19 protein-coding genes are annotated in these 19,688 nt (G+C 43.8%); 5 read left to right on the top strand and 14 right to left on the bottom strand.

The window, feature by feature from the left end; translation table 11 throughout:
• Window positions 1-16: 16 nt before the first annotated feature.
• Window positions 17-889, bottom strand: coding sequence for a phospholipase D-like domain-containing protein (locus tag BM090_RS02200; RefSeq protein WP_091506569.1), 873 nt, complete (start codon window positions 887-889; stop codon window positions 17-19).
• Between the two features lie 180 nt (window positions 890-1,069).
• Here BM090_RS02200 and BM090_RS02195 point away from each other — a divergent pair, with 180 nt between their 5' ends.
• Window positions 1,070-2,014 carry an NAD(P)H-dependent flavin oxidoreductase gene (locus BM090_RS02195; RefSeq protein ID WP_091506566.1) on the top strand — a complete coding sequence of 315 codons (945 nt, stop codon included), beginning with the start codon at window positions 1,070-1,072 and terminating at the stop codon, window positions 2,012-2,014.
• A gap of 38 nt (window positions 2,015-2,052) precedes the next feature.
• Here the strand turns inward: BM090_RS02195 and BM090_RS02190 are convergent, their stop codons facing one another.
• The 4 genes from BM090_RS02190 to BM090_RS02175 form a co-directional block, all read right to left on the bottom strand.
• Window positions 2,053-3,963 carry a RecQ family ATP-dependent DNA helicase gene (locus BM090_RS02190; RefSeq protein WP_091506562.1) on the bottom strand — a complete coding sequence of 637 codons (1,911 nt, stop codon included), beginning with the start codon at window positions 3,961-3,963 and terminating at the stop codon, window positions 2,053-2,055.
• Between the two features lie 45 nt (window positions 3,964-4,008).
• Entirely contained in the window at window positions 4,009-4,338 is a 330-nt protein-coding gene (locus BM090_RS02185) for a YbaB/EbfC family nucleoid-associated protein (RefSeq protein ID WP_091506559.1), read from the bottom strand.
• Between the two features lie 103 nt (window positions 4,339-4,441).
• Complete coding sequence (miaB, locus tag BM090_RS02180) at window positions 4,442-5,872, bottom strand: tRNA (N6-isopentenyl adenosine(37)-C2)-methylthiotransferase MiaB (RefSeq protein ID WP_091506555.1); 1,431 nt, start codon at window positions 5,870-5,872, stop codon at window positions 4,442-4,444.
• Between the two features lie 136 nt (window positions 5,873-6,008).
• Window positions 6,009-7,022 carry a dioxygenase family protein gene (locus BM090_RS02175; protein WP_091506552.1) on the bottom strand — a complete coding sequence of 338 codons (1,014 nt, stop codon included), beginning with the start codon at window positions 7,020-7,022 and terminating at the stop codon, window positions 6,009-6,011.
• 271 nt (window positions 7,023-7,293) lie between these two features.
• On the opposite strand from BM090_RS02175, the gene BM090_RS02170 reads away from it, so the two are divergent.
• Together BM090_RS02170 and BM090_RS02165 are read left to right on the top strand one after the other, a co-directional pair.
• A complete protein-coding gene (locus BM090_RS02170; protein ID WP_091506549.1) occupies window positions 7,294-8,580 on the top strand; it encodes a Stp1/IreP family PP2C-type Ser/Thr phosphatase in 1,287 nt (428 codons plus the stop codon).
• 106 nt (window positions 8,581-8,686) lie between these two features.
• Window positions 8,687-9,643, top strand: coding sequence for a cytochrome-c peroxidase (locus tag BM090_RS02165; RefSeq protein ID WP_091506546.1), 957 nt, complete (start codon window positions 8,687-8,689; stop codon window positions 9,641-9,643).
• A 67-nt stretch (window positions 9,644-9,710) separates the two neighbouring features.
• On the opposite strand, the gene BM090_RS02160 is transcribed toward BM090_RS02165, so the two are convergent.
• The gene (locus BM090_RS02160) at window positions 9,711-10,667 is read right to left on the bottom strand and encodes an isoaspartyl peptidase/L-asparaginase family protein (RefSeq protein WP_091506542.1); all 957 of its coding nucleotides are present in this window, start codon (window positions 10,665-10,667) and stop codon (window positions 9,711-9,713) included.
• Between the two features lie 256 nt (window positions 10,668-10,923).
• On the opposite strand from BM090_RS02160, the gene BM090_RS02155 reads away from it, so the two are divergent.
• A complete protein-coding gene (locus BM090_RS02155) occupies window positions 10,924-12,891 on the top strand; it encodes a T9SS type B sorting domain-containing protein (protein WP_091506538.1) in 1,968 nt (655 codons plus the stop codon).
• On the opposite strand, the gene BM090_RS02150 is transcribed toward BM090_RS02155, so the two are convergent.
• A complete protein-coding gene (locus BM090_RS02150) occupies window positions 12,875-13,684 on the bottom strand; it encodes a sulfite exporter TauE/SafE family protein (RefSeq protein ID WP_091506534.1) in 810 nt (269 codons plus the stop codon). The genes BM090_RS02155 and BM090_RS02150 overlap by 17 nt on opposite strands.
• A 113-nt stretch (window positions 13,685-13,797) precedes the next feature.
• Entirely contained in the window at window positions 13,798-14,271 is a 474-nt protein-coding gene (locus BM090_RS02145; protein WP_091506531.1) for an Lrp/AsnC family transcriptional regulator, read from the bottom strand.
• Window positions 14,272-14,758: 487 nt separating this feature from the next.
• On the opposite strand from BM090_RS02145, the gene BM090_RS02140 reads away from it, so the two are divergent.
• Window positions 14,759-15,559, top strand: coding sequence for a M48 family metalloprotease (locus BM090_RS02140; RefSeq protein ID WP_091506527.1), 801 nt, complete (start codon window positions 14,759-14,761; stop codon window positions 15,557-15,559).
• A gap of 85 nt (window positions 15,560-15,644) precedes the next feature.
• Here the strand turns inward: BM090_RS02140 and BM090_RS02135 are convergent, their stop codons facing one another.
• From BM090_RS02135 to BM090_RS02110, 6 genes are all read right to left on the bottom strand, one after another.
• Complete coding sequence (locus tag BM090_RS02135) at window positions 15,645-16,190, bottom strand: hypothetical protein (RefSeq protein ID WP_091506524.1); 546 nt, start codon at window positions 16,188-16,190, stop codon at window positions 15,645-15,647.
• 103 nt (window positions 16,191-16,293) lie between these two features.
• Complete coding sequence (locus BM090_RS02130; RefSeq protein WP_091506521.1) at window positions 16,294-17,007, bottom strand: response regulator transcription factor; 714 nt, start codon at window positions 17,005-17,007, stop codon at window positions 16,294-16,296.
• A gap of 103 nt (window positions 17,008-17,110) precedes the next feature.
• Window positions 17,111-17,464 (bottom strand): dihydroneopterin aldolase, encoded by a 354-nt coding sequence (gene folB / locus BM090_RS02125; RefSeq protein WP_091506517.1) that lies wholly within the window; start codon window positions 17,462-17,464, stop codon window positions 17,111-17,113.
• A complete protein-coding gene (locus tag BM090_RS02120; protein WP_091506513.1) occupies window positions 17,461-17,844 on the bottom strand; it encodes a RidA family protein in 384 nt (127 codons plus the stop codon). Before BM090_RS02120 ends, folB begins: the two co-directional genes overlap by 4 nt.
• A gap of 207 nt (window positions 17,845-18,051) precedes the next feature.
• Window positions 18,052-18,402: an MmcQ/YjbR family DNA-binding protein gene (locus BM090_RS02115; RefSeq protein WP_091506509.1), complete on the bottom strand. Its 351-nt coding sequence runs from the start codon at window positions 18,400-18,402 to the stop codon at window positions 18,052-18,054.
• 132 nt (window positions 18,403-18,534) lie between these two features.
• Window positions 18,535-19,617, bottom strand: coding sequence for a glycosyltransferase (locus BM090_RS02110; protein ID WP_091506505.1), 1,083 nt, complete (start codon window positions 19,615-19,617; stop codon window positions 18,535-18,537).
• Window positions 19,618-19,688: the final 71 nt, after the last annotated feature.

Raw genomic sequence — 19,688 nt, 5'->3', positions numbered from 1 at the left:
ATATTTTCGTTAAAAATCAATACAAGATAGGATTTCGCATAGAGGTTTTGCCGTAAGAAGGCTTGCCCGTGCGATGACAATATTTTTCGGGATAATCATAATCCATAAAAAATGCCCACGTGTCGTAGGAGTCGTCGGTCATGGGGCGTTTGGGATTAAAAGGAATATGTTTGCCCGTGCGAATACAATAACCTTGCTTGATGTTGTCGCCTTCCAGCAAACTATTTTCATTTTTGCCCTGATATGTTACCACGCGCGGACTCAACTCGATAGTTTCGGGGAAATCGCTTAAACGGCGTTTTTCATTCTTGATTTGTACAATATTCTCCACTGCGCCAGTGGTCAAGTCCAAAAGCACCTCCGAACGCACATAATTTTTACCAAAAAGCGAAGCATATAATTTACGTTCGTAGCTGGGACGTTTCACAAAAACAGCATCGTTGGCTTGCGCCAATTGCGAACAAAAATCCCACGCTTGCGTATCGTATTCATTGCGAACGATGCGGTTGCTGTCGGGCGTTTCGTCGGCTACCCCAAAATCTAAGTTGATCTTATACAGATTTTCATACAGATTCAAAGACGTAACCAAACCTTTGAGTTCGTTGGCATAGTAGCGCGAACGCAGCTCTTGGCAATACACCAAACTCACGTTCGGGAATTTCTTAAAAAATTCAATGTCGTTGCGAATAAGGTTTGCTTTGTCGGTATCACCTTTACCAAATACAACGATAATATGGATATTAGGGTTGTATAAATGCTTGTTTAATAGGCGTTTATAGTATTCGTCAAGTTTCAGATGTGGAGTAACAATGAGCAACGTTTTCTTGGCATTCCATAGAATATCGTAGAGCCATTTGAGTTGTTCTTCTCCCGAAACAAATTTAGCCATGCGTTGCTTTTCCTAAAAATTATTAAAACTATCAGGTTGCGAAGTTAAATAATTATTCAGAAAAAATCTTAAAGTAACGTTTTTGCGATACAAAAAGTATGAATTGTTTTCAAAATGCTTTGGGATATTTTATAAACTTTACACTACTTTGCCCAATAATTAATATACATTTTCTAAACTATGGAAAACCAAAACGTAATTAGTAAACTCTTTGATATTGAGTATCCTATCGTACAAGGTGGCATGATTTGGTGTAGCGGTTGGCGGCTTGCCGCTGCCGTAAGTGAGGCGGGTGGCTTAGGCCTGATTGGGGCTGGCTCTATGTACCCTGAAGTGCTGCGCGAGCACATTCGCCAATGCAAAGCAGCCACTCAAAAGCCTTTCGGTGTAAACGTGCCCTTACTCTACCCCGACATCGAAAAACTCATGCAAATCATTGTGGAAGAAGGCGTGAAAATCGTGTTTACGTCGGCAGGCAACCCCGCCACTTGGACGAGTTTTTTGCAAGACAAAGGCATTACGGTCGTGCACGTAATTGCCAACACCAAATTTGCACTCAAAGCCCAACAAGCGGGCGTAAATGCTATTGTTGCCGAAGGTTTTGAGGCAGGCGGCCACAACGGACGCGAAGAAACCACCACACTTTGTCTTATCCCAATGATACGCGATGCCGTAACATTGCCACTTATTGCCGCTGGCGGTATTGGCGATGGCAGAGCCATGCTCGCGGCAATGGCTTTAGGCGCAGACGGTGTGCAAGTAGGCAGTTTGTTTGCAGCCAGTGCCGAATCTTCCGCACACGAGCATTTCAAACAAGCAATTATAGCAGCCAAAGAAGGTGATACTTCCCTGATGCTCAAAAAATTAACGCCTGTACGGTTGCTCAAAAATGAGTTTGCCGATGCCGTGCGCGTAGCCGAAAATAATGGCGCAAATGCGGAGGAATTGGCCGCATTACTGGGTTCGCGCCGCGCCAAACGCGGTATTTTTGAAGGAGAAATGAACGAAGGCGAGTTGGAAATTGGGCAAGTTTCGGCCATGATTCAGGACATCAAGCCAGCCGCCCAACTCGTTCGCGAACTTTGGGACGGTTACCAACGTCGCCGAGCCGAACTTTTGGGATAACATGAATTTTAATTGTAGATACGCACTGCTGTGCGTATCTACTGATTCAATATTAAAAGCCCGTCGGGTTGGCGCGTTACTTTACCTTCGTCGAGCCATTGGCGCAACAGCGTAATAGCTTGTGGCTGGCGATTGCTTGGCAGCTTTTCGGTGAGCTTTTCGGGCGTGCAAGGCTGCATTTGTGTAAGTAATTGTGTGAGTTGTTCGGGCAAATCATTTTCCTTTTCCAACTTTTTCTTTTTCAGGCAATTATCACAAACCCCGCAATCTTTTTCGGCAATTTCCCCAAAATATTCTAACAAAATAGCCGTGCGGCAGCGCGTGGGATGTCGCACGTAATCGGCTACAGATTGCGCTTTTTGTAAATCCTGATTTTTGCGTTCGGCCATTTGCTGCATCGGCAAAGGAAGCGTAGCAGCGTCGAAGCGTTCGGCCAAAAAAGTAATTTGTGGTTTGTCGCGCTGTTGCTCATAGTACAGCACACCCATTTTTTGCAAATACTCCAATTGTTGCACGATTTGCGTGGGCTGCACGGCCAACACTTTGGCGATTTGCAACTCATTCACGCGCACATAATTCATAAAAACTTCCCCGCCATACATTCGCAAAATCGCTTTGATGAGCATATCCGAACGCGGATTGCTTACCTGAAATTGGTAAAGTTCCGAGTTGTCCAGAATCACCATTAGGCGCGAAGGTGAGTAATACGCCTCGCTGAGTTGCAAATACCCGACAGCCTCCAAACGCTTCAGGGCGTTGTATGTGGTCAGCGGCGGCAATTGAAATGTTTTTATAAAATCTTCTAAATCAAAATCATAGCTTACGCCAACATTGCTCCCAACTGCTATTTTGTAATAGTTGGCCAAAGACTGATACACACGGCGCAGCAGTTCGGCAGGCGGATAGGCCAGTTCAATTTTGCGAAAAAGTTCGTCGATGTCGGCTTGCTGATACAGCGCAACGGCGTAGGCTTTTTGCTCATCACGCCCCGCGCGGCCTGCTTCCTGATAATAGGCTTCCAAGCTGTCGGGCAAATCCGTATGCACCACTACGCGCACGTCGGGCTTGTCTATGCCCATACCAAAAGCGTTGGTAGCCACTATCACACGGATACGGTTGGCAATCCAATCGTCTTGCTTGCGGTTGCGCGTGGCCGTGTCCAAACCTGCATGATAAAAGTCCGCACTAATGCCATTTCTGTACAAAAACGTGGCTAATTCTTGTGTTTTTTTGCGATTTCGGACATACACCACTGCCGTTCCTTGCACACTTCGCAGGATTTGTAACAGCCTTTTGTTTTTATCTTCTTCCAAAAAAGCAGAATAAGATAAATTAGCTCGCGAAAAACTTTTCTGAAAAACTTGTGCCTGTGGCTTAAAATTTAGTTTGTCCTGAATATCTTGTTTTACTTGCGGCGTGGCCGTAGCCGTCAGCGCAATAATGGGTACATTGGGGATAAGTGTCCGAAATTCAGCGATTTGCAAATATGGTGGTCTAAAATCGTAGCCCCATTGCGAAATACAATGCGCCTCATCGATGGCCAACAATCCAACTTTCATTTTGGGAACACGCGCCAACAACAAATCCGTTTGGAGGCGTTCGGGCGAGAGGTACAAAAACTTGATATTTCCGTACACGCAATTGTCCAGAGCCACATCAATTTCGCGGCGATTCATGCCCGAATCCACCGCAATAGCCGAAATACCGCGTTTGCGCAACTGCTCCACTTGGTCTTTCATCAGGGCGATGAGCGGCGAAATAACAATACAAATCCCCTCCAGAGCCATCGCAGGCACTTGAAAACAAATGGATTTGCCGCCACCCGTCGGCAACAGTGCCAACGTATCGTGGCCACTCAGCACCGACAAAATAATATCTTCCTGAAGGCTACGAAATTGATTGTAGCCCCAATATTGTTTCAGAATGGCGTGTATGTGTGCAGAATCCAAGGTGTTTTTTGGGGGGAATAGGTGGTCAGATTTTTATTGATAAAACTACATATTAGAAAGGTCAAACCCTGGAATGTTAGGCAACAAACCTTCTGTACTTTTCATCATTTCTTGTTTAATTTTCTCGTCCATGTCGGCAAGGGCTTTGTTGATGGCCGCAACGGTCAAATCCTGAATCGTTTGGCGGTCTTCGGGCTTACACAAATCCTCGTCAATCTCGATTTTGAGCACTTGGCGTTTGCCGTTTACGGTGGCTTTTACCATGCCTGCACCCGCTTCGGCGGTGTGCGTAAGTTTGGCCAATTCTTCTTGCACCACGCGCATTTTTTCTTGGGCTTCTTTCAATTTACCCATCATTTTCATCATATCAAACATAATAATAGCAGTGTTTTATCTTTTAAAATTTATTTAAACAAAAAAATAAAAGGCAAGCAACTGGCACGTAATGAGCCACTTGCCTGCCTTTTGGGAAGTTAAATTATTCTACAATATGACCGATAAGCGTCCCGCCCGTAGAGTCGGTTACCATCACGTTCACGTATTGGCCTTTTTGGTAGTTGCCACGCGGAAACACCGCCATTACGTTTTCGGAGTTGCGGCCACAAAGGTCATTTTCTGAGCGGCGCGAAGTGCCTTCTATCAAAATGCGATGTACTTTGCCTACGTGACGTTTGTTGCGCTCGCGCGAATGAAGATTTTGCAATTCGATGATTTCGTTGAGGCGGCGTTTTTTCACGTCTTCAGGAATGTCGTCGGTGTATTTTTTGGCGGCTGGCGTGGCTGGGCGTTCCGAATAGGCGAACATATACGCGTAGTCATATTTCACAAATTCCATCAACGACAACGTATCGCGGTGCTCCTCTTCTGTTTCAGTACAAAAACCCGCAATCATATCGCTCGAAATGCCACAATCTTCGCCCAAAATGTTACGAATCGAACGAATTTTGTCCATGTACCATTCGCGGTCGTAAGTACGATTCATTATTTCCAACACACGCGAGTTGCCGCTTTGCGCTGGCAAGTGAATGTAATTGCAAATATTTTCGTACTTTTTCATGGTGTAAAGTACCTCGTCGGTAATGTCTTTGGGGTGCGAAGTACTAAAGCGAACGCGCAAATCTGGGTGTACAAGTGCTACGCGTTCAAGCAATTGAGCAAAATTTACTTTTTCAGATTTATCTTCACTTTCCCATTTGTAGCTGTCCACGTTTTGTCCCAAAAGCGTTACTTCGCGATAGCCTTTATCAAAAAGATCTTGGGCTTCAGCTACGATAGAGTGCGCGTCGCGGCTGCGTTCGCGGCCACGTGTAAACGGCACAACGCAGAAGCTACACATATTGTCGCAACCGCGCATAATCGAAATAAAAGCCGAAACACCGTTGCTGTTCAGGCGCACAGGCGTAATGTCGGCATAGGTTTCTTCTCTGGACAAAAACACGTTTACGGCTTTTTGCCCTTCGTCGGCTTCGCTGATAAGTTTTGGCAAATCGCGGTAAGCATCTGGCCCCACGACCATATCCACGATTTTTTCTTCTTCTAACAATTTGGTTTTCAGACGCTCAGCCATACAACCCAACACGCCAATCATTAGGGCTGGTTTGCGTTTTTTCTGGCCTACCAAATGTTTGAGACGATGTCTTACTTTTTGTTCGGCATTTTCGCGAATGGCGCAAGTGTTCAGCAAAATCAGGTCGGCACTCTCCAAGTCGGCAGTCGTATCGAAGCCATTTTCGTGAAGAATAGACGTAACTATTTCGCTATCAGAGAAATTCATCTGACAGCCATAACTTTCTATATATAATTTGCGGGCTTTGCCTGTGTTGCTCTCCACACTAATGCGCGGGGCGGCCTCGCAAGAAGCATCTTGCTCTGGGCTGATGATGTCGAGGTCTTTAATAATGTTTTCCATCAAGAAAATGAGATTGTCAATTGATTAGAACTGCAAAGTTAGGGGTTTTGTCCCAAATCTTTTATTACGCTACAGGCCACTAACAAAAAAAGAGACCCAAAGGTCTCTTCAGAGTGGCAATAAATGTAAAATTAAATTAGCGAGCCGCTGTCATTAGTTTGCAATCTTTATAAACTCCATTTGCATTTTTGACTTCTATCTGATACGCATAAGTAGCAGGCGCAACACCTAATTCACTCATATTAAGTGTAATAGATTGGTCGCCTGCGGCCAAACCTTCGCGCGAAAGACTGGCTACTTTTCTGCCCGACAAATCCCACAAATCTACGCGCACGTCCGAATCGTATCGGAGTGTCAGTGGAATAATGGTCTGTTCGGTATAAGGATTAGGGTAATTTTGCCCCAAACTAAATTGTTTGGCATTTTCTTTTTCCAAATTGCCCGTAACCGTGCCAGTGCCTTGTACAGTTGCTTCGATATAAGCATCGTAGCCGCCAGTGCTGCTGTTGGCCGTAAGTGTTGCCATTTGGTAAGCGTAGCCATCGGAAAAAATATTGTCGGAAGCCAGCGTCATGGGGTCTGCGCCTTTGGTGTAAAGTGCGGAATTAGCCGCATAAATGGCGTTTTTGGTGGCCACATCGAAAGTCATTTGCGAAATAGCCGCATACGACGAACTCACATACACCTGAAAATGAATATGGCAGATGCGACCACTATACCAACCTGGGAAAATCGTCTGAAACTCAACCACACCGTTTGCGTCCGTCATCTGGTAGCCTCTGCAATACGTCAGGCCAGCCTGCCCAGGGTTATTGGTTTGGCTATAGCCCGAATACAAACCGTCTTTGTCGCAATGCCAAATATTGACGCGCACGTTTTGCATTGGCGCACAATTATTTAAGCCCAATATTTTTATTTTGACATTCAGCGGAACGCCTGTTTTGGTTTCGTTGATGCTTTGGCGGAAATAAGTAGTGTTAGCGGTCAAATCCAGCGGAAAAGGGCCTGCTGTTTCGGTCGGAATCAGCACACAAGTATTTACTTCTGTTTCGTCGGTGTTTTTGTCCGAAGCAAACGTTTTGCCAAAAGGCACAAGCGAGGCAAAGCTCAAAAGGCCTGTGGTGCGGAGGAAGTTTCTGCGGTCTTTCATGTTATTATTATTTGTGTTTTAGATTGAAAAAAGTAAAAACAGTTAGTTGTTAAATAACTGACTTACAAACGACTAATATCACGCTATATTTTTCCTTTAAATGTTAAAAAAAGTTAAATTATAGGTACAAAAATCGCTTAATTGGGATAATAAAGACAGTGAGTTGGATTTGAGATTTAAGGTTTCTAAGACGTATATATCAAATACAGCAAATGCAGCGTTTGTGTGTGTAATCTGATTTTATATATTTGTTAGAACAATTGTATTCATTATGTCATTCTCCTACGGATTTGCTACTGATACGGGTCGGGTACGACAATACAACGAAGACTTTTTGGGTTGTTTCGACACACCCAACGGGGTTGTATTTGTCTTATGCGACGGTATGGGCGGTCACGCAGGAGGCGCATTGGCCGCACGCTTGGCGGTGGAAGCAGTGGGGCATTTTTTTACGGAAACTTTAGAGGCAGGAACGCCGTACTCGTGGCTCAAAGAAGCCTTAGAACAAGCCAATCAGGCCATTTTGGACAAAGCCGCACAAGATACTTCCCTGCAAAATATGGGTACAACGTGCGTAGTAGCTTTGCTCAAAGGCCAAGAAGTGTATTATGCACACGTAGGCGACAGCCGTTTGTATCATTTTCGCAACGGACAGTTGGAACGCGTTACCAAAGACCATTCGTTGGTGCAGACACTCGCCGACATGGGCGTACTCACGCAGGTAGAAGCCGATTATCACCCGCGCAACAACGAAATAACCAAAGCTCTGGGTATCAAAGAGTTTACGGCGGATGTATGTTATCAGCCGCTTGCATTCGAGGATTTGGATGTGCTTTTGTTGTGTTCTGATGGCCTTACGGGAATGCTTTCGGATGCACAAATTTCGCTATTATTACAAAAACCCGAATCACTTTCAAGCAAAGCCAAGCAACTGATTAGCGAAGCAAACAAAGCAGGAGGGACAGACAATATTTCTGTACAACTCATTGGCTGGCAATGGTCTTACGCTACTGAAGAGGGTACGGCAATCGTCCGTACACGTCCGCGAAAATGGCTTTGGTCTTTGTTGTTGTTAGGCGTTTTAGCTACGCTTATGGCCGTGTTGGGTTATTTGCAAAATATGACAGACAAAACAGACCTCCCCGCCGAACGTTTGCCGCAAGAAACCACCATTAGCAACGCCGAGATTATACAAACCGAAGTGCCGCCTGTGGTACTGCAACCCGACACCCAAACCAGCGTTGTGGGTGAGCAATATTTGTTTTTCAAACATACGGCCAACGCAAACGACAGCTTGGAAGGTTTGGCGCATCGCTACAATGTGGCCAAAGATTTGATAGTCAGGTTCAACAACCATGTTTATTTTGATTCCATTCCTGCCAAAACGAAAATAAACGTTCCTGTACGCGCCATTCATGTCATCGAATCGGGGCAAATCATGGATACCATTGAAAAGTTGTATTCGATAGATCGCAGTCTCGTGATGCGCGCCAACGGCAAGCACAAACCCAAATTGCTGCTTGGCGATACGATCGTAATCCCGATGGGAGCTAAATAATTAATTCTAAATCAGTATATTTGCGCGTTGCAATCATCAGAATATAATCATTTAGTATAACCTACATTATCTGTAAAATCCCAATAACAAAACTTAACAATTACGAATGTTTCATAAAAAAATTTTGATGGGAGCGGCTTTAGTGGCGGCTTCGACCTTGTTTTTTAATTTTGATAGCAACTCCAAAGACCCCAAAACGGCTGCCGAATTGGGCGAAAAACTTTTTTTTGAAAAAGCACTATCTTTAGATAATACGCAAAATTGCGCCTCTTGCCACATTCCCGAATTTGCTTTTGCTGATACTGCGGCATTGAGCCTTGGCGTAGCGGGCAAACGCGGCAAACGCAATGCCCCTTCGGTGATGAATATGGCGGCGCGTAGTGCTTTTTTCTACGATGGCCGAGCCAAAACACTCGCCGACCAAGTACATTTTCCGATAGAAGACGGCTTGGAAATGAATGTGCCAATGTCGGAAGTGGTGGTGCGTCTCAACAAACGCCGCGAGTATGTGCGTTGGTTTGAAAAAATTTATCATCAAAAACCAACTGCCGACAATATTTCGGACGCTATCGCCGCTTACGAGTCCACACTCGAAACTTCTAACACGCCTTTTGATGAATATATGTCCGAGACAGGCAAGGGCATGAGTAAGTCCGCAATTCGTGGCCGCGAACTGTTTATGAGCAGCCGCACCAAGTGTTTTGACTGCCATTTCAGCCCAGATTTTACAGGCGATGAGTTCCGTAACATTGGTTTGTACGATGGGAAAAAACTCACTGATGCAGGCCGTTTTGACATCACGCGCGACAGTGCCGATTTGGGTAAATTCAAAGTACCAGGTTTGCGCAATATTGCCGTAACTGCGCCTTATATGCACGATGGAAGTTTTAAAACATTGCGCCAAGTAATTGATTATTACGACAATCCGATGGCCACGATGGCGCACGCTATCAACCGCGACACGCTAATTCGTCCGATTGGTCTCAACGAACAAGAAAAAGTTGATTTGGAAAATTTCTTGCGTGCCCTGACCGACCACCGTTTCGACAAAAAGAAAAATTAATCAATTATGAGTAGATACGCATAACTGTGCGTATCTACTACAAAATGTGTGTATTTACTTTTTATTTCTATTCACCATAAATACCTGTATGCGCCACGCCGTCTTCGCCGATGTAACCGCGGTACATTCCTTCGGTATTGAATGGAAAAGCTACGTTTCCGTGCCGGTCGATGGCAATCACGCCGCCTGTGTCTGGCTCAATGGTAGCCAGCTTCTGAATTACTTGTGTGGCCGCCTCCTGCACCGACAAATTTTGATAACGCATCAGTGCCACAATGTCGTACGCAACGGCATAGCGTATAAAAAATTCTCCGTGCCCAGTGGCCGAAACGGCGCAAGTCGCGTTGTCGGCGTAAGTGCCAGCCCCAATGATGGGCGTATCGCCTACACGTCCATAACGTTTATTAGTCATACCGCCTGTAGAAGTAGCTGCCACCAAATTGCCGTATTGGTCCAAAGCCACCGCCCCAACTGTTCCGAATTTCTTCTCTCCGTTTTCTTGTGCGCTATTCTGGTTTTCTTGCGCACCGTCGTGGTCTAAAATGGCTTTTTCGCTGTCAATAATGGCCATGAGCTGCTGCAAACGAAAATCCGTATCAAAATACGATGGTTCTACAATATCCAAATTTTGGATTTGGGCAAATGCTTCTGCACCTTTTCCCATCAAAAGTACGTGTTCGGAATGCGTCATGACGCGATGTGCCGCCACAATTGGGTTTTTGATATTGGAAACACCTGCCACAGCTCCCGCACGATGCGTAAGCCCTTCCATAATAGCCGCATCTAACTCATGGGTTTTGTCGTGGGTGAAAACAGCCCCTTTTCCTGCGTTGAACAGTGGCGAATCTTCTAGACTTACCACTGCCGCTTCTACGGCCTGAAGGCTTGTGCCTCCACTTTTCAGGACGGCATATCCCGCTTGCAATGATGCGGCCAAAGCCTCGCGATAGGCTTGTTCTTTTTCGGCAGTCATTTGGGATTTGAGGATAGTGCCAGCTCCTCCATGAATCGCAAGTTTTATCATTAATGCGCTATTTTGAGAATAAAAAAGAGTTATTAACGTTAAACAAATATATAATTACGCTGATATTTTCCCAAATGTAGGCGCGTATGTGTGTGTTTTGGCAAATAGGAGGGAGGCTCTTGGACTTATTTGATATTTTTGGGCAGAAACATTAACTTTTGCTCCGTGTGTTTCTAAAACTTTGTATGTTTGAATCAATCTTTACTGGTTTGGTAATGAAACACCATCGTTTGGGGGTGTTTTTTGAATTTTATATATGATGTTAAAAACAAAGTTATTATTAGGCGTAGTCGTATTTTTATTTTTAATCAATGGTCTTGCTGCCCAAAACTTGGCTTGCTTTTATTTTAAAGGTGCAAGTCAGAATATGGACACAGTAACCGTGTGCATCGGGCAAAGCCTCAGCCTCGACGATTGCTTTGATACGACCCAAGTAACAGACATCAATATTTCCTATAACATTCATTACAATCTCCAACCCACCGACTTCGTGAGTGTGGACAGGCGCAACCCTTACACGTTTTCGTACAGCACGGCGGGCACGTACACGGTCGTGCAAGACATCAACAAAGGCACAGCACAACAACGCAAAAAAATAGTAGTTGTTATTCTGCCGCCAGCTCCCGAATACACGTTACAAGGCTGCAATAACAATGTTTTGTCGGTGCATCTGGACGGCCAACGTTATAAGCGTTATTACCTGAATTTTGGCGACGCTTCCGCACCCAAAATTATTAATTTTAAAGGAGCAGACACGACCATACTTTATACTTACGCTTCGCCCAACACTTATACGGTAGCCGTGCGCGGCATGATTCCGCCCTCGGATTGCGGGGTAGAAATTCAGCAACAAATGACTGTTTTCCAGTCGCTTATCAAGCCAGAAGTAATGAGCATGACCGCCACCAAAGCTGCAGGGCTTACGGTTCGTTTTGATGCGCGTCCGTTTCTGCAATATCGTTTTTTGGTCAAAAAACAAAATGCGTCGGTTTATACTTTTGCCGATACCATTAGCAGCGCATCGGGCATTATTACGGCCAATGTTCCGAATACTTCGGATGCCACCACCGTACCGTATTGCCTTATGGTTCAGGCCTTTGATGTGTGCGGCAACATCCTGAACAGTACCGAAATGTGTAACTCGCCGCTGGATGTACAGTCTTTGAGTGGTCAAAATATCATTGAGTGGCCAACTTACACGCCTAACGCAGCCTTGCAGAGCTACGAACTTTTCCGCGACGGCCAAAATGTCGGCACTTTTAACAGCGCACTCACCAACCAATACACCGACACCAACATCAAATGCGGCAAGCAATATTGCTACAGCCTACGCACCACGCTCACCCACAAAAACGGCCTTAACAACGATAACATTACTATTTCTACCGAAGGTAACAAATGTGTAACAGCCTTTTTTAATACCAAACCCGCAGCCCTTACGCACGTAACGGCCAGTGTTTCGGAGGATAACAAGATTTTAGTTTCTTGGCAAAAACCAAGTATTTCTATTGCCCAATACAACATTGTGCAGCACGACGGAGACAACAGTACAACCTTTTTGGTTGCAGCTAACGATACGAGCAAACAAATGCCAAATGTAATTGCTGCGGATAAAAAATATTGCTACACCATCAGTTACACAGATTCTTGCGGCAATGTCTCGGACGAATCGGCCAGTATTTGCCCCGTTTATTTGAGTGCTTTTGAGCAAAAAGGCCAAAAAATGTTGCAATGGTCGGCTTATGCTGGCACGCCTGCCGCCACTGGCTACCGCCTCGAATGGCTCGACGAAAATGGGCAAGTTGTTAGTTTGCAAGATTTTAACCCAAGTACAAATTCGTTTCAAGACAATACACTGGACACATTGCACCAACTTTTGCGCTACCGCGTACGCGTGTTGTTGCCAGACAGTACGCCTGTTTATTCCAATATCGGAACGCTCAAACAACGTCTTAAAATTTGGATTCCTGAAGCATTTTCGCCCAACCAAGACGGTACAAATGATGCGTTTCGGGTCTATGGTTATTTTGCAGAAAAAGTTGATTTACAGATTTTTAATCAATGGGGACAGCTTGTTTTCAGGGCTGATAATTTCCGCGACGCATGGGACGGCACCAGCAACGGTACAGATGTAACCGCAGGCGTGTATGTGTTGCGCATGGACATCACAGACCAAACGGGACACAAAGAAACCTTCCGCCAAACGCTTACAGTTGCCCGATAATTTCGCGCGAAACAATGTACAAACCCATCACCAGCACGAACCAGCCAAAACTTGTTTTGAGTTTTGCGCCCGAAATGAATTTGCCCAAATAATTTCCTACAAAAATACCGCTCACCGATGCCGCCGAAAAGCCCAACAGCAAAGGCCACTGAATGTCGGGGTTGCGCTGCAAATCTCCCAAAAATCCTAAAAGTGATTGTGCCGCAATAATAAAAAGTGAAGTGCCTATGGCGCGTTTCATGGGCATTTTGGCCAAAAGTACGAGGGCTGGAATAATGAGAAAGCCACCACCTGCACCCACCAAACCCGCCAACGTGCCTACGCCTAAGCCACGCAACAAAATGAATGGATAATCTTTAGGCGTAATGTTTACTTGGCTATTTTCGTCGGGCGTTTGCTTGCTGGGGCGAATCATAAAAGTAGAAGCAAGCATCATAAAAAAGGCAAAAAAGACCATCAAGCCCATGTTTTTGCTCAGGGCGAAATGCCCAATGTGCAACAGCTCTTGCGGAATAAGAGGCATTACATAAAGCCTTATGAAATAGATAGATACGATAGACGGAATGCCAAAAATAATGGCTGTCTTGAAATCTACTTTGCCTTGTCGGGCGTTTTGCAAGCCGCCGACCAGTGCCGTAGAGCCCACAATAAAAAGCGAATATGCAGTAGCTACTACGGGTTCGATGCCCACTATATAAACCAAAATCGGGACGGTAAGAATAGAGCCGCCGCTCCCAATTAGTCCTAAAGAAATGCCGACCAAAACGGCCAAAAATAAACCCAATGTAGCCATAAGTTAGTATCTGGTGTATAGAATGCTTATGCAAAGATGCTTAATTCTATGGCACGATACCGTAACTTTAGTTACATTGGGCGTAAATATCAGTATAATCCTAAATCTTTGGATTAAGGAATAGGCATTACTTTACTATCCTTGAACGTAGAAAGAATCACGATAGACTGTAAATTGTCAATTTCGGGAATTTCGCTAATCACGTCCAAAATCAAATTTTGGTAACTAGTGATGTCTGCGGCTACTACTTTAAGTAAGAAATCACCTTGTCCCGTAACGTGGTGGCACTCAACCACTTCTGGGATTTCGTTGATACGTCCCACAAAAGAATTGATATACTCTTTGCGATGACCAAGCAATGTAACTTGAATAAAAGTGCTTACGCCCAAGCCTATTTCTTGCGGATTTAGTACGGCGTGATAGCTTTTGATAACACCAGCTTGTTCCAATTTTTTCACGCGCTCCAGCGTAGGGGCTGGTGAAAGGCCAATTTCTTTAGAAAGTTGTGCATTGGTAATTTTGGCGTTCGCTTGAAGAATGTCCAAGATTTTGCGGTCTATCTGGTCGAACTTGAAAGGAGTGCTCATTGTCTTTGCTTACGATATTTTTTTGTAGGAATAATTTTTATACAATAATAATTTATGGGGCTCTATGATAAGCAATGGTATTTAAGTGGCTATGTTTCTTTTGCAGAAATACAGTAATCCATATTTTATACGTTATTATTTTGTATTAACCATATAAAATAGAGATAAATGGCAATTGTGGCTTAAAAATAGAGATAGTATTCTGATATACCAAACAAAATTTGATAAATATTTTTAGCCAATATCAATAATTATATTTTGTGCAACTGCCTTTTTGCAGCGAAATGTAATATTTATTATAAGTTCAAACGTTTACATAGTGCTTAAATTGCATACATACCCCAACCTTTTTGAATAGCTATACCCCAAAAACTTACATAGCTCTTTGGTATTGTTTGATGGATAGATATTTGCTTATTTAGAGGTTTTTAACCTACCTTGCGCTATTATTTAAATGTTTTTAATTTTTTATTAACCACATATCAGCATGAAAAAAACAGTTTTCCAACTCGCTTTTGGGCTTGCTATGGCTTTTTCTTTATCATTAGCGTCTTGTGATAAAAATGGTAACCTTAATTTGCTTTCTGTAGATGAAGACAAGCAGTTGGGCGTACAAGTAAGTGCCGAAATCGCTGCCAACCCAACACAATATCCATTATTGCCAGAATCGAATACGGTGGCTTACACTAACTTACGTGCCATTATCGACAGAGTACTAAACTCTGGCAAACTTACCTACCGCGATGAGTTTGCATGGCAAGTAAAAATCATTCAGGACGACAATACACTAAATGCCTTCTGTACGCCTGGAGGTTACATCTATGTTTATACAGGGTTGATTAAATATTTGGATACAGAGGCGCAACTTGCTGGCGTACTTGGCCACGAAATCGCGCATGCAGATCGCCGTCATACCTCGCGCTCCATGACCCAACAATACGGCTATAACTTTGTAGTTCAGGCGATTTTGGGCAAAGACTCAAGCCTTATTACCCAAATGGCTCTTAACCTCAAAAGCCTGCAAAACAGCCGCGCACATGAAACAGAAGCCGACGCTTATTCGGTTACTTACCTTTCGGCTACGCAATATCCTTGCAACGGTGCTGCGGGCTTTTTTGAAAAATTGATTGCTAGTGGCCAATCAGGTTCTACTCCAGCCTTTTTGAGCACGCACCCTAACCCCGACAACCGCGTTTCGGCCATCAATACCGCAGCCGACAAACAAGGTTGCATAAACAGAACGGCATCTTCCGACAACTTCACAAAGTTGCGCAACGCGTTGCCATAAGTTCTGACGAAAATATTTAAAAGCAAAAATCGGCACATTTTTGAGCTATAAACGCCTGAAAATGTGCCGATTTTGTTTTGTTTTTTTATTGAACCTTGGTAGGGAAAAATACGTCCACGTCCGAAGAGCCAGGCGTTTCTGTACCGTCTTTTGTGCCAGGTTGATGTCGGAGGATAATTTCTAAATTGCCTGTTGCCGCCGCAGTGCTTGTGAATTTCGTAGCAATACCGATAGGCAAATTATTTTTGTCTTTGTCCGTGCGCTCAATGCTAAGCCCCAAACCAGCCGAAGGTTTGTACACAAACAAATGCTCTACGGCTTCTTCCGCCACTTCTTCCGTGATGTTATCTACTGGATTTTTTGACTCGTCCAATAGCTGAATTTTACCTACATACACTGTATTGGCCTTGAGTTTGAGGGTGTCAATTACAGGATTTTGGCCACCTTCTCCGTCCAAATCTTTCCAGATAGCAACACTACTATCGGCGGCATTTTGGTTGTTTTTGAGGGTGATTTTTACGGTCGTAATCAATTCGTTTTCGTCTTGGTGGTCGTCTTCGTCATCTTTGTTACAAGCCGCCAAACTGCCAGCCACTACAGCCAACAACATCCATTTAGAATAAGTACGCATCTTTGTTAGGGTTTTATATTTGCAATAATGTTGCAAATATAAAACCCTGCATTTGATTTTTGCAACATTATTGCAAAAAGAAATCATTTTTTATTCAATAAAATTATATTGTATTGGTAACGAGCAGTTTAAATCCAGTGCCATGTACGTTTACAATTTCTACATTCGTGTCGTCGCGCAGATATTTGCGGAGTTTGGTAATATAAACATCCATGCTGCGGGCATTGTAGTAGCTGTCGTCGTGCCAAATGTGCTTGAGTGCCGTGCCGCGTTCTAAGGTCTGATTCTGGTTTTGACAAAGCAATTTGAGCAACTCGGCTTCCTTAGACGTGAGTTTATGGGTTTGCGTTTGGCTTTTGAGCGTTTGTGTCTGATAATCAAAGGCCATACTTCCTATAATAAACTGATTTTCATTAGTAGTTTTGTTTTCTTGTCCGTTGCCTACTGCCGACGTACTGCGCCGCAAAATGGCATTGATACGCAAAAGTAATTCTTCCATACTGAAAGGCTTGGCTACATAATCGTCTGCGCCAGCCTGAAAACCCTCAATCGCATCTTTACTTTGCGAACGCGCCGTCAGGAAAATAACGGGAATCGTTGCATTGATTTTGCGAATGTCGGCGCACAGCGTGAATCCATCTTTTTTGGGCATCATCACATCCAAAATACACAAGTCGAAAGGCTGCTGTTTGGCAAAAGCCTGCAAAGCAATTTCACCATCTCTGCACAATACGGCCTCAAAGCCTTTGACGGTGAGATATTCTTGTAAAATCTGCCCCAAGTTGGGGTCATCTTCGGCCAAAAGAATTTTTTTCATAAAACAAATAAAACGCTAAAGAGCTGGTTTACAAAATATTGAATTTGTATAAACCAAACCTTATTGGTTTTCGGAACGCTATAAGGTTTGGCTTAAAAGATACCTAACGGCATAGCGTAACGCGTGCCTTAGCGCACACACCACCCAGCGGCGGATTGTGTTTGCTCACACTTACGGCACAAGCCACAATATGCGGATATTGCGCATAAATGGCCTCAATAATGCGTTGGGCTACCGTTTCGAGCAGGCGGGCAGGCTCACGCATGGCGGAGGCCGCAATTTTGTAAAGTTGTTCGTAACTCACTGTGTCGGCCAGCGCGTCCGATTTAGCGGCTTTTTGCAAATTCACTTCTACCCGAATATCTATACTGTATCGGTTACCGAGCTTTTGCTCCTCGTCATAAAAACCGTGATAGGCAAAAAACTCTAACCCTTCCAGTTCGATTATATCACTCATAACAAAGCTATACACGAAATTTCAACATTCACATCTTTAGGTAAACGGCTTACCTCTACGGTTTCGCGTGCGGGCGCGGCTTCGGCCTGAAAATAGCGGCCATATACTTCGTTGATGCGTGCAAAATTGCCTAAGTCTTTCACGAAAATAGAACACTTCAGCACTTTACTAAAGTCTATGCCTGCCTCTTGCAAAATGTGTTGTAGGTTTTGCATTACTTGTTCTGTTTCGGCCTCGATGCTTTCGCTTACGAGTTGGCCAGTGGCCTGATTGATAGCGATTTGCCCCGAAATAAATAACATACCTGCGGCGGCTACGGCTTGGCTATACGGCCCGATTGGAGCAGGGGCTTTGCTGCTGTTAATGATGGTTTTGCTCATTTTGTGTACTGAATAAAATAGTTTGAAACAAAAAAGACTTACACTAAATGTTGCTGTTTTTTTTGAAAAGAGAAAATTCCGCTTTCCAGACCAAACATTTGGCAAACATATAGCGCAAGTCTTTAATTGAAAAAAAAGTATTGAATTGCTTTCGCAAATATAAAAAAATTAGGAGCAATTCCGCATAAATTCATACGGCATTGTGCCTTAGCTCAGCCCCAATGCAGCCAATTGTTTTTTGCTCAAAGTGGCTTTTACAAGCTCATAGGAATTGTCTATCCAGTCGCGCACCAAAGCTAAGTCGGTCATATCTTTAATAAAAATAGTATTCCAATGCTCTTTGTTGATATGAAAACCAGGGTGAATGTACGAATACTCCAGGCGCAGCGAAACGGCCTCTTGCATATCACATTTGACAGTTAGTTTTTCCAAATCAAGTTGGTCATCCAGAATCGCAAATACCTTATCTTTTATTTTAAAATAAATCGAATGCCCAATTTTGGTTTGTTCGGCAGCGGGTTTTTGGCTGCAATACTCTATAAAAATTTGTAATGACATATCAGTAAAATATTTAAGTTAGTTTACATAAGTTTTGTATCAAATTGAAAAATAATACCGATAAAGTCAAGTTAAAGATTAAGGTTTGACAAAAAGAACGTATCCAAAATTGTTATTTTTATAAAAATAACATTACTTTCCTAGTAATTTACTATACAGCTCAAATTGCTGCTGTGCAATGCGCGAAAGTGAATAATGTTCTAATATAAGTTTTTGGCATTTCTGGGTAATGGCAAAATGCAAATCTGGCGTAATGGCTGGCAAATCATTGAGAGCCGTTACAATATCGTCCACATTTGGCGAAACGCGAATCGCTACATCGGCTTCGATGGCTTCGGGGAAGTTGCAACCATCGCTAATGAGCGGTAACATTCCGAACTGCATGGCCTCCACCACACTGGTCGGGAAACCTTCGCTAAACGAAGGCAACGCAAAATAATGGCATTTGGAGAGTAGTTGCGTTTTGGCCTCACCAAATACAGCACCGATGTAAGAAATGTTGGTTTGGGTGCTGATGATGACTTTTAATTGTTCCAGTTCGCCTTCGTCTGGCCCTGCAAAAATCAATTCAAAGTCATGATTTTTGGCCAAAACAGATTTGCTCCATGCCTCAGCCAATGGAATTACGCCTTTCTTGTGATGCAAACGCCCCATAAACAGCATTTTACGCGGTTTGTCGGCTTTTTTGTAATCCATTATTTCCGAAATCGGCACGCCGTTCGGAATCAACAAACTTTTGGAAAACTCCTTACGAAGATTTTCGAGTTCTGGCCTGCCCACCGCACGCACGGCATCGGCTTTACGCGCAAAACGACCTTCGTATATTTTGAAATAAAGCCATTTTTTAAACCATTTTTGGCTCATACTCCAAGGCTCTAACATTCCGTGTGGCGTATAAATCCAACGGAACCCCTTGCGCTTGAGCTGATGTGCCCAATGCGATGGATATTGCCAAGCTCCATGCGAAACAATAATGTCTTCAGCTGGATTAAGGCCGCGTGCCTCGATTTGTTTTTGCAATTCAGCCGAACTAATACCCGCCAAAACAACAGGTGTTGCTCCACCAAAATCTTGTTTTTTATATTGTGTTTCGGGAAACCAAATTTCAGAAGTTACGCCATATTGTTTTTGCAAAATATCTGCCGTACTCACTGCCGCCTTCCAAATCCCTGTGTTGATGGGAGCTACAAAATCCACTAAGTTAATTACACGCATATAAACGGGGCAAAATTTAATATTCAATAAAGCCTTTGCTCTTTTTTAACTCGGCAAACATACAAATTCTT

The sequence above is a fragment of the Flexibacter flexilis DSM 6793 genome (assembly GCF_900112255.1).
Lineage (GTDB): Bacteria > Bacteroidota > Bacteroidia > Cytophagales > Flexibacteraceae > Flexibacter > Flexibacter flexilis.
The sequence above is the reverse complement of the archived record's forward strand: the minus strand, read 5'-3'. Positions and strand labels throughout refer to the sequence as shown.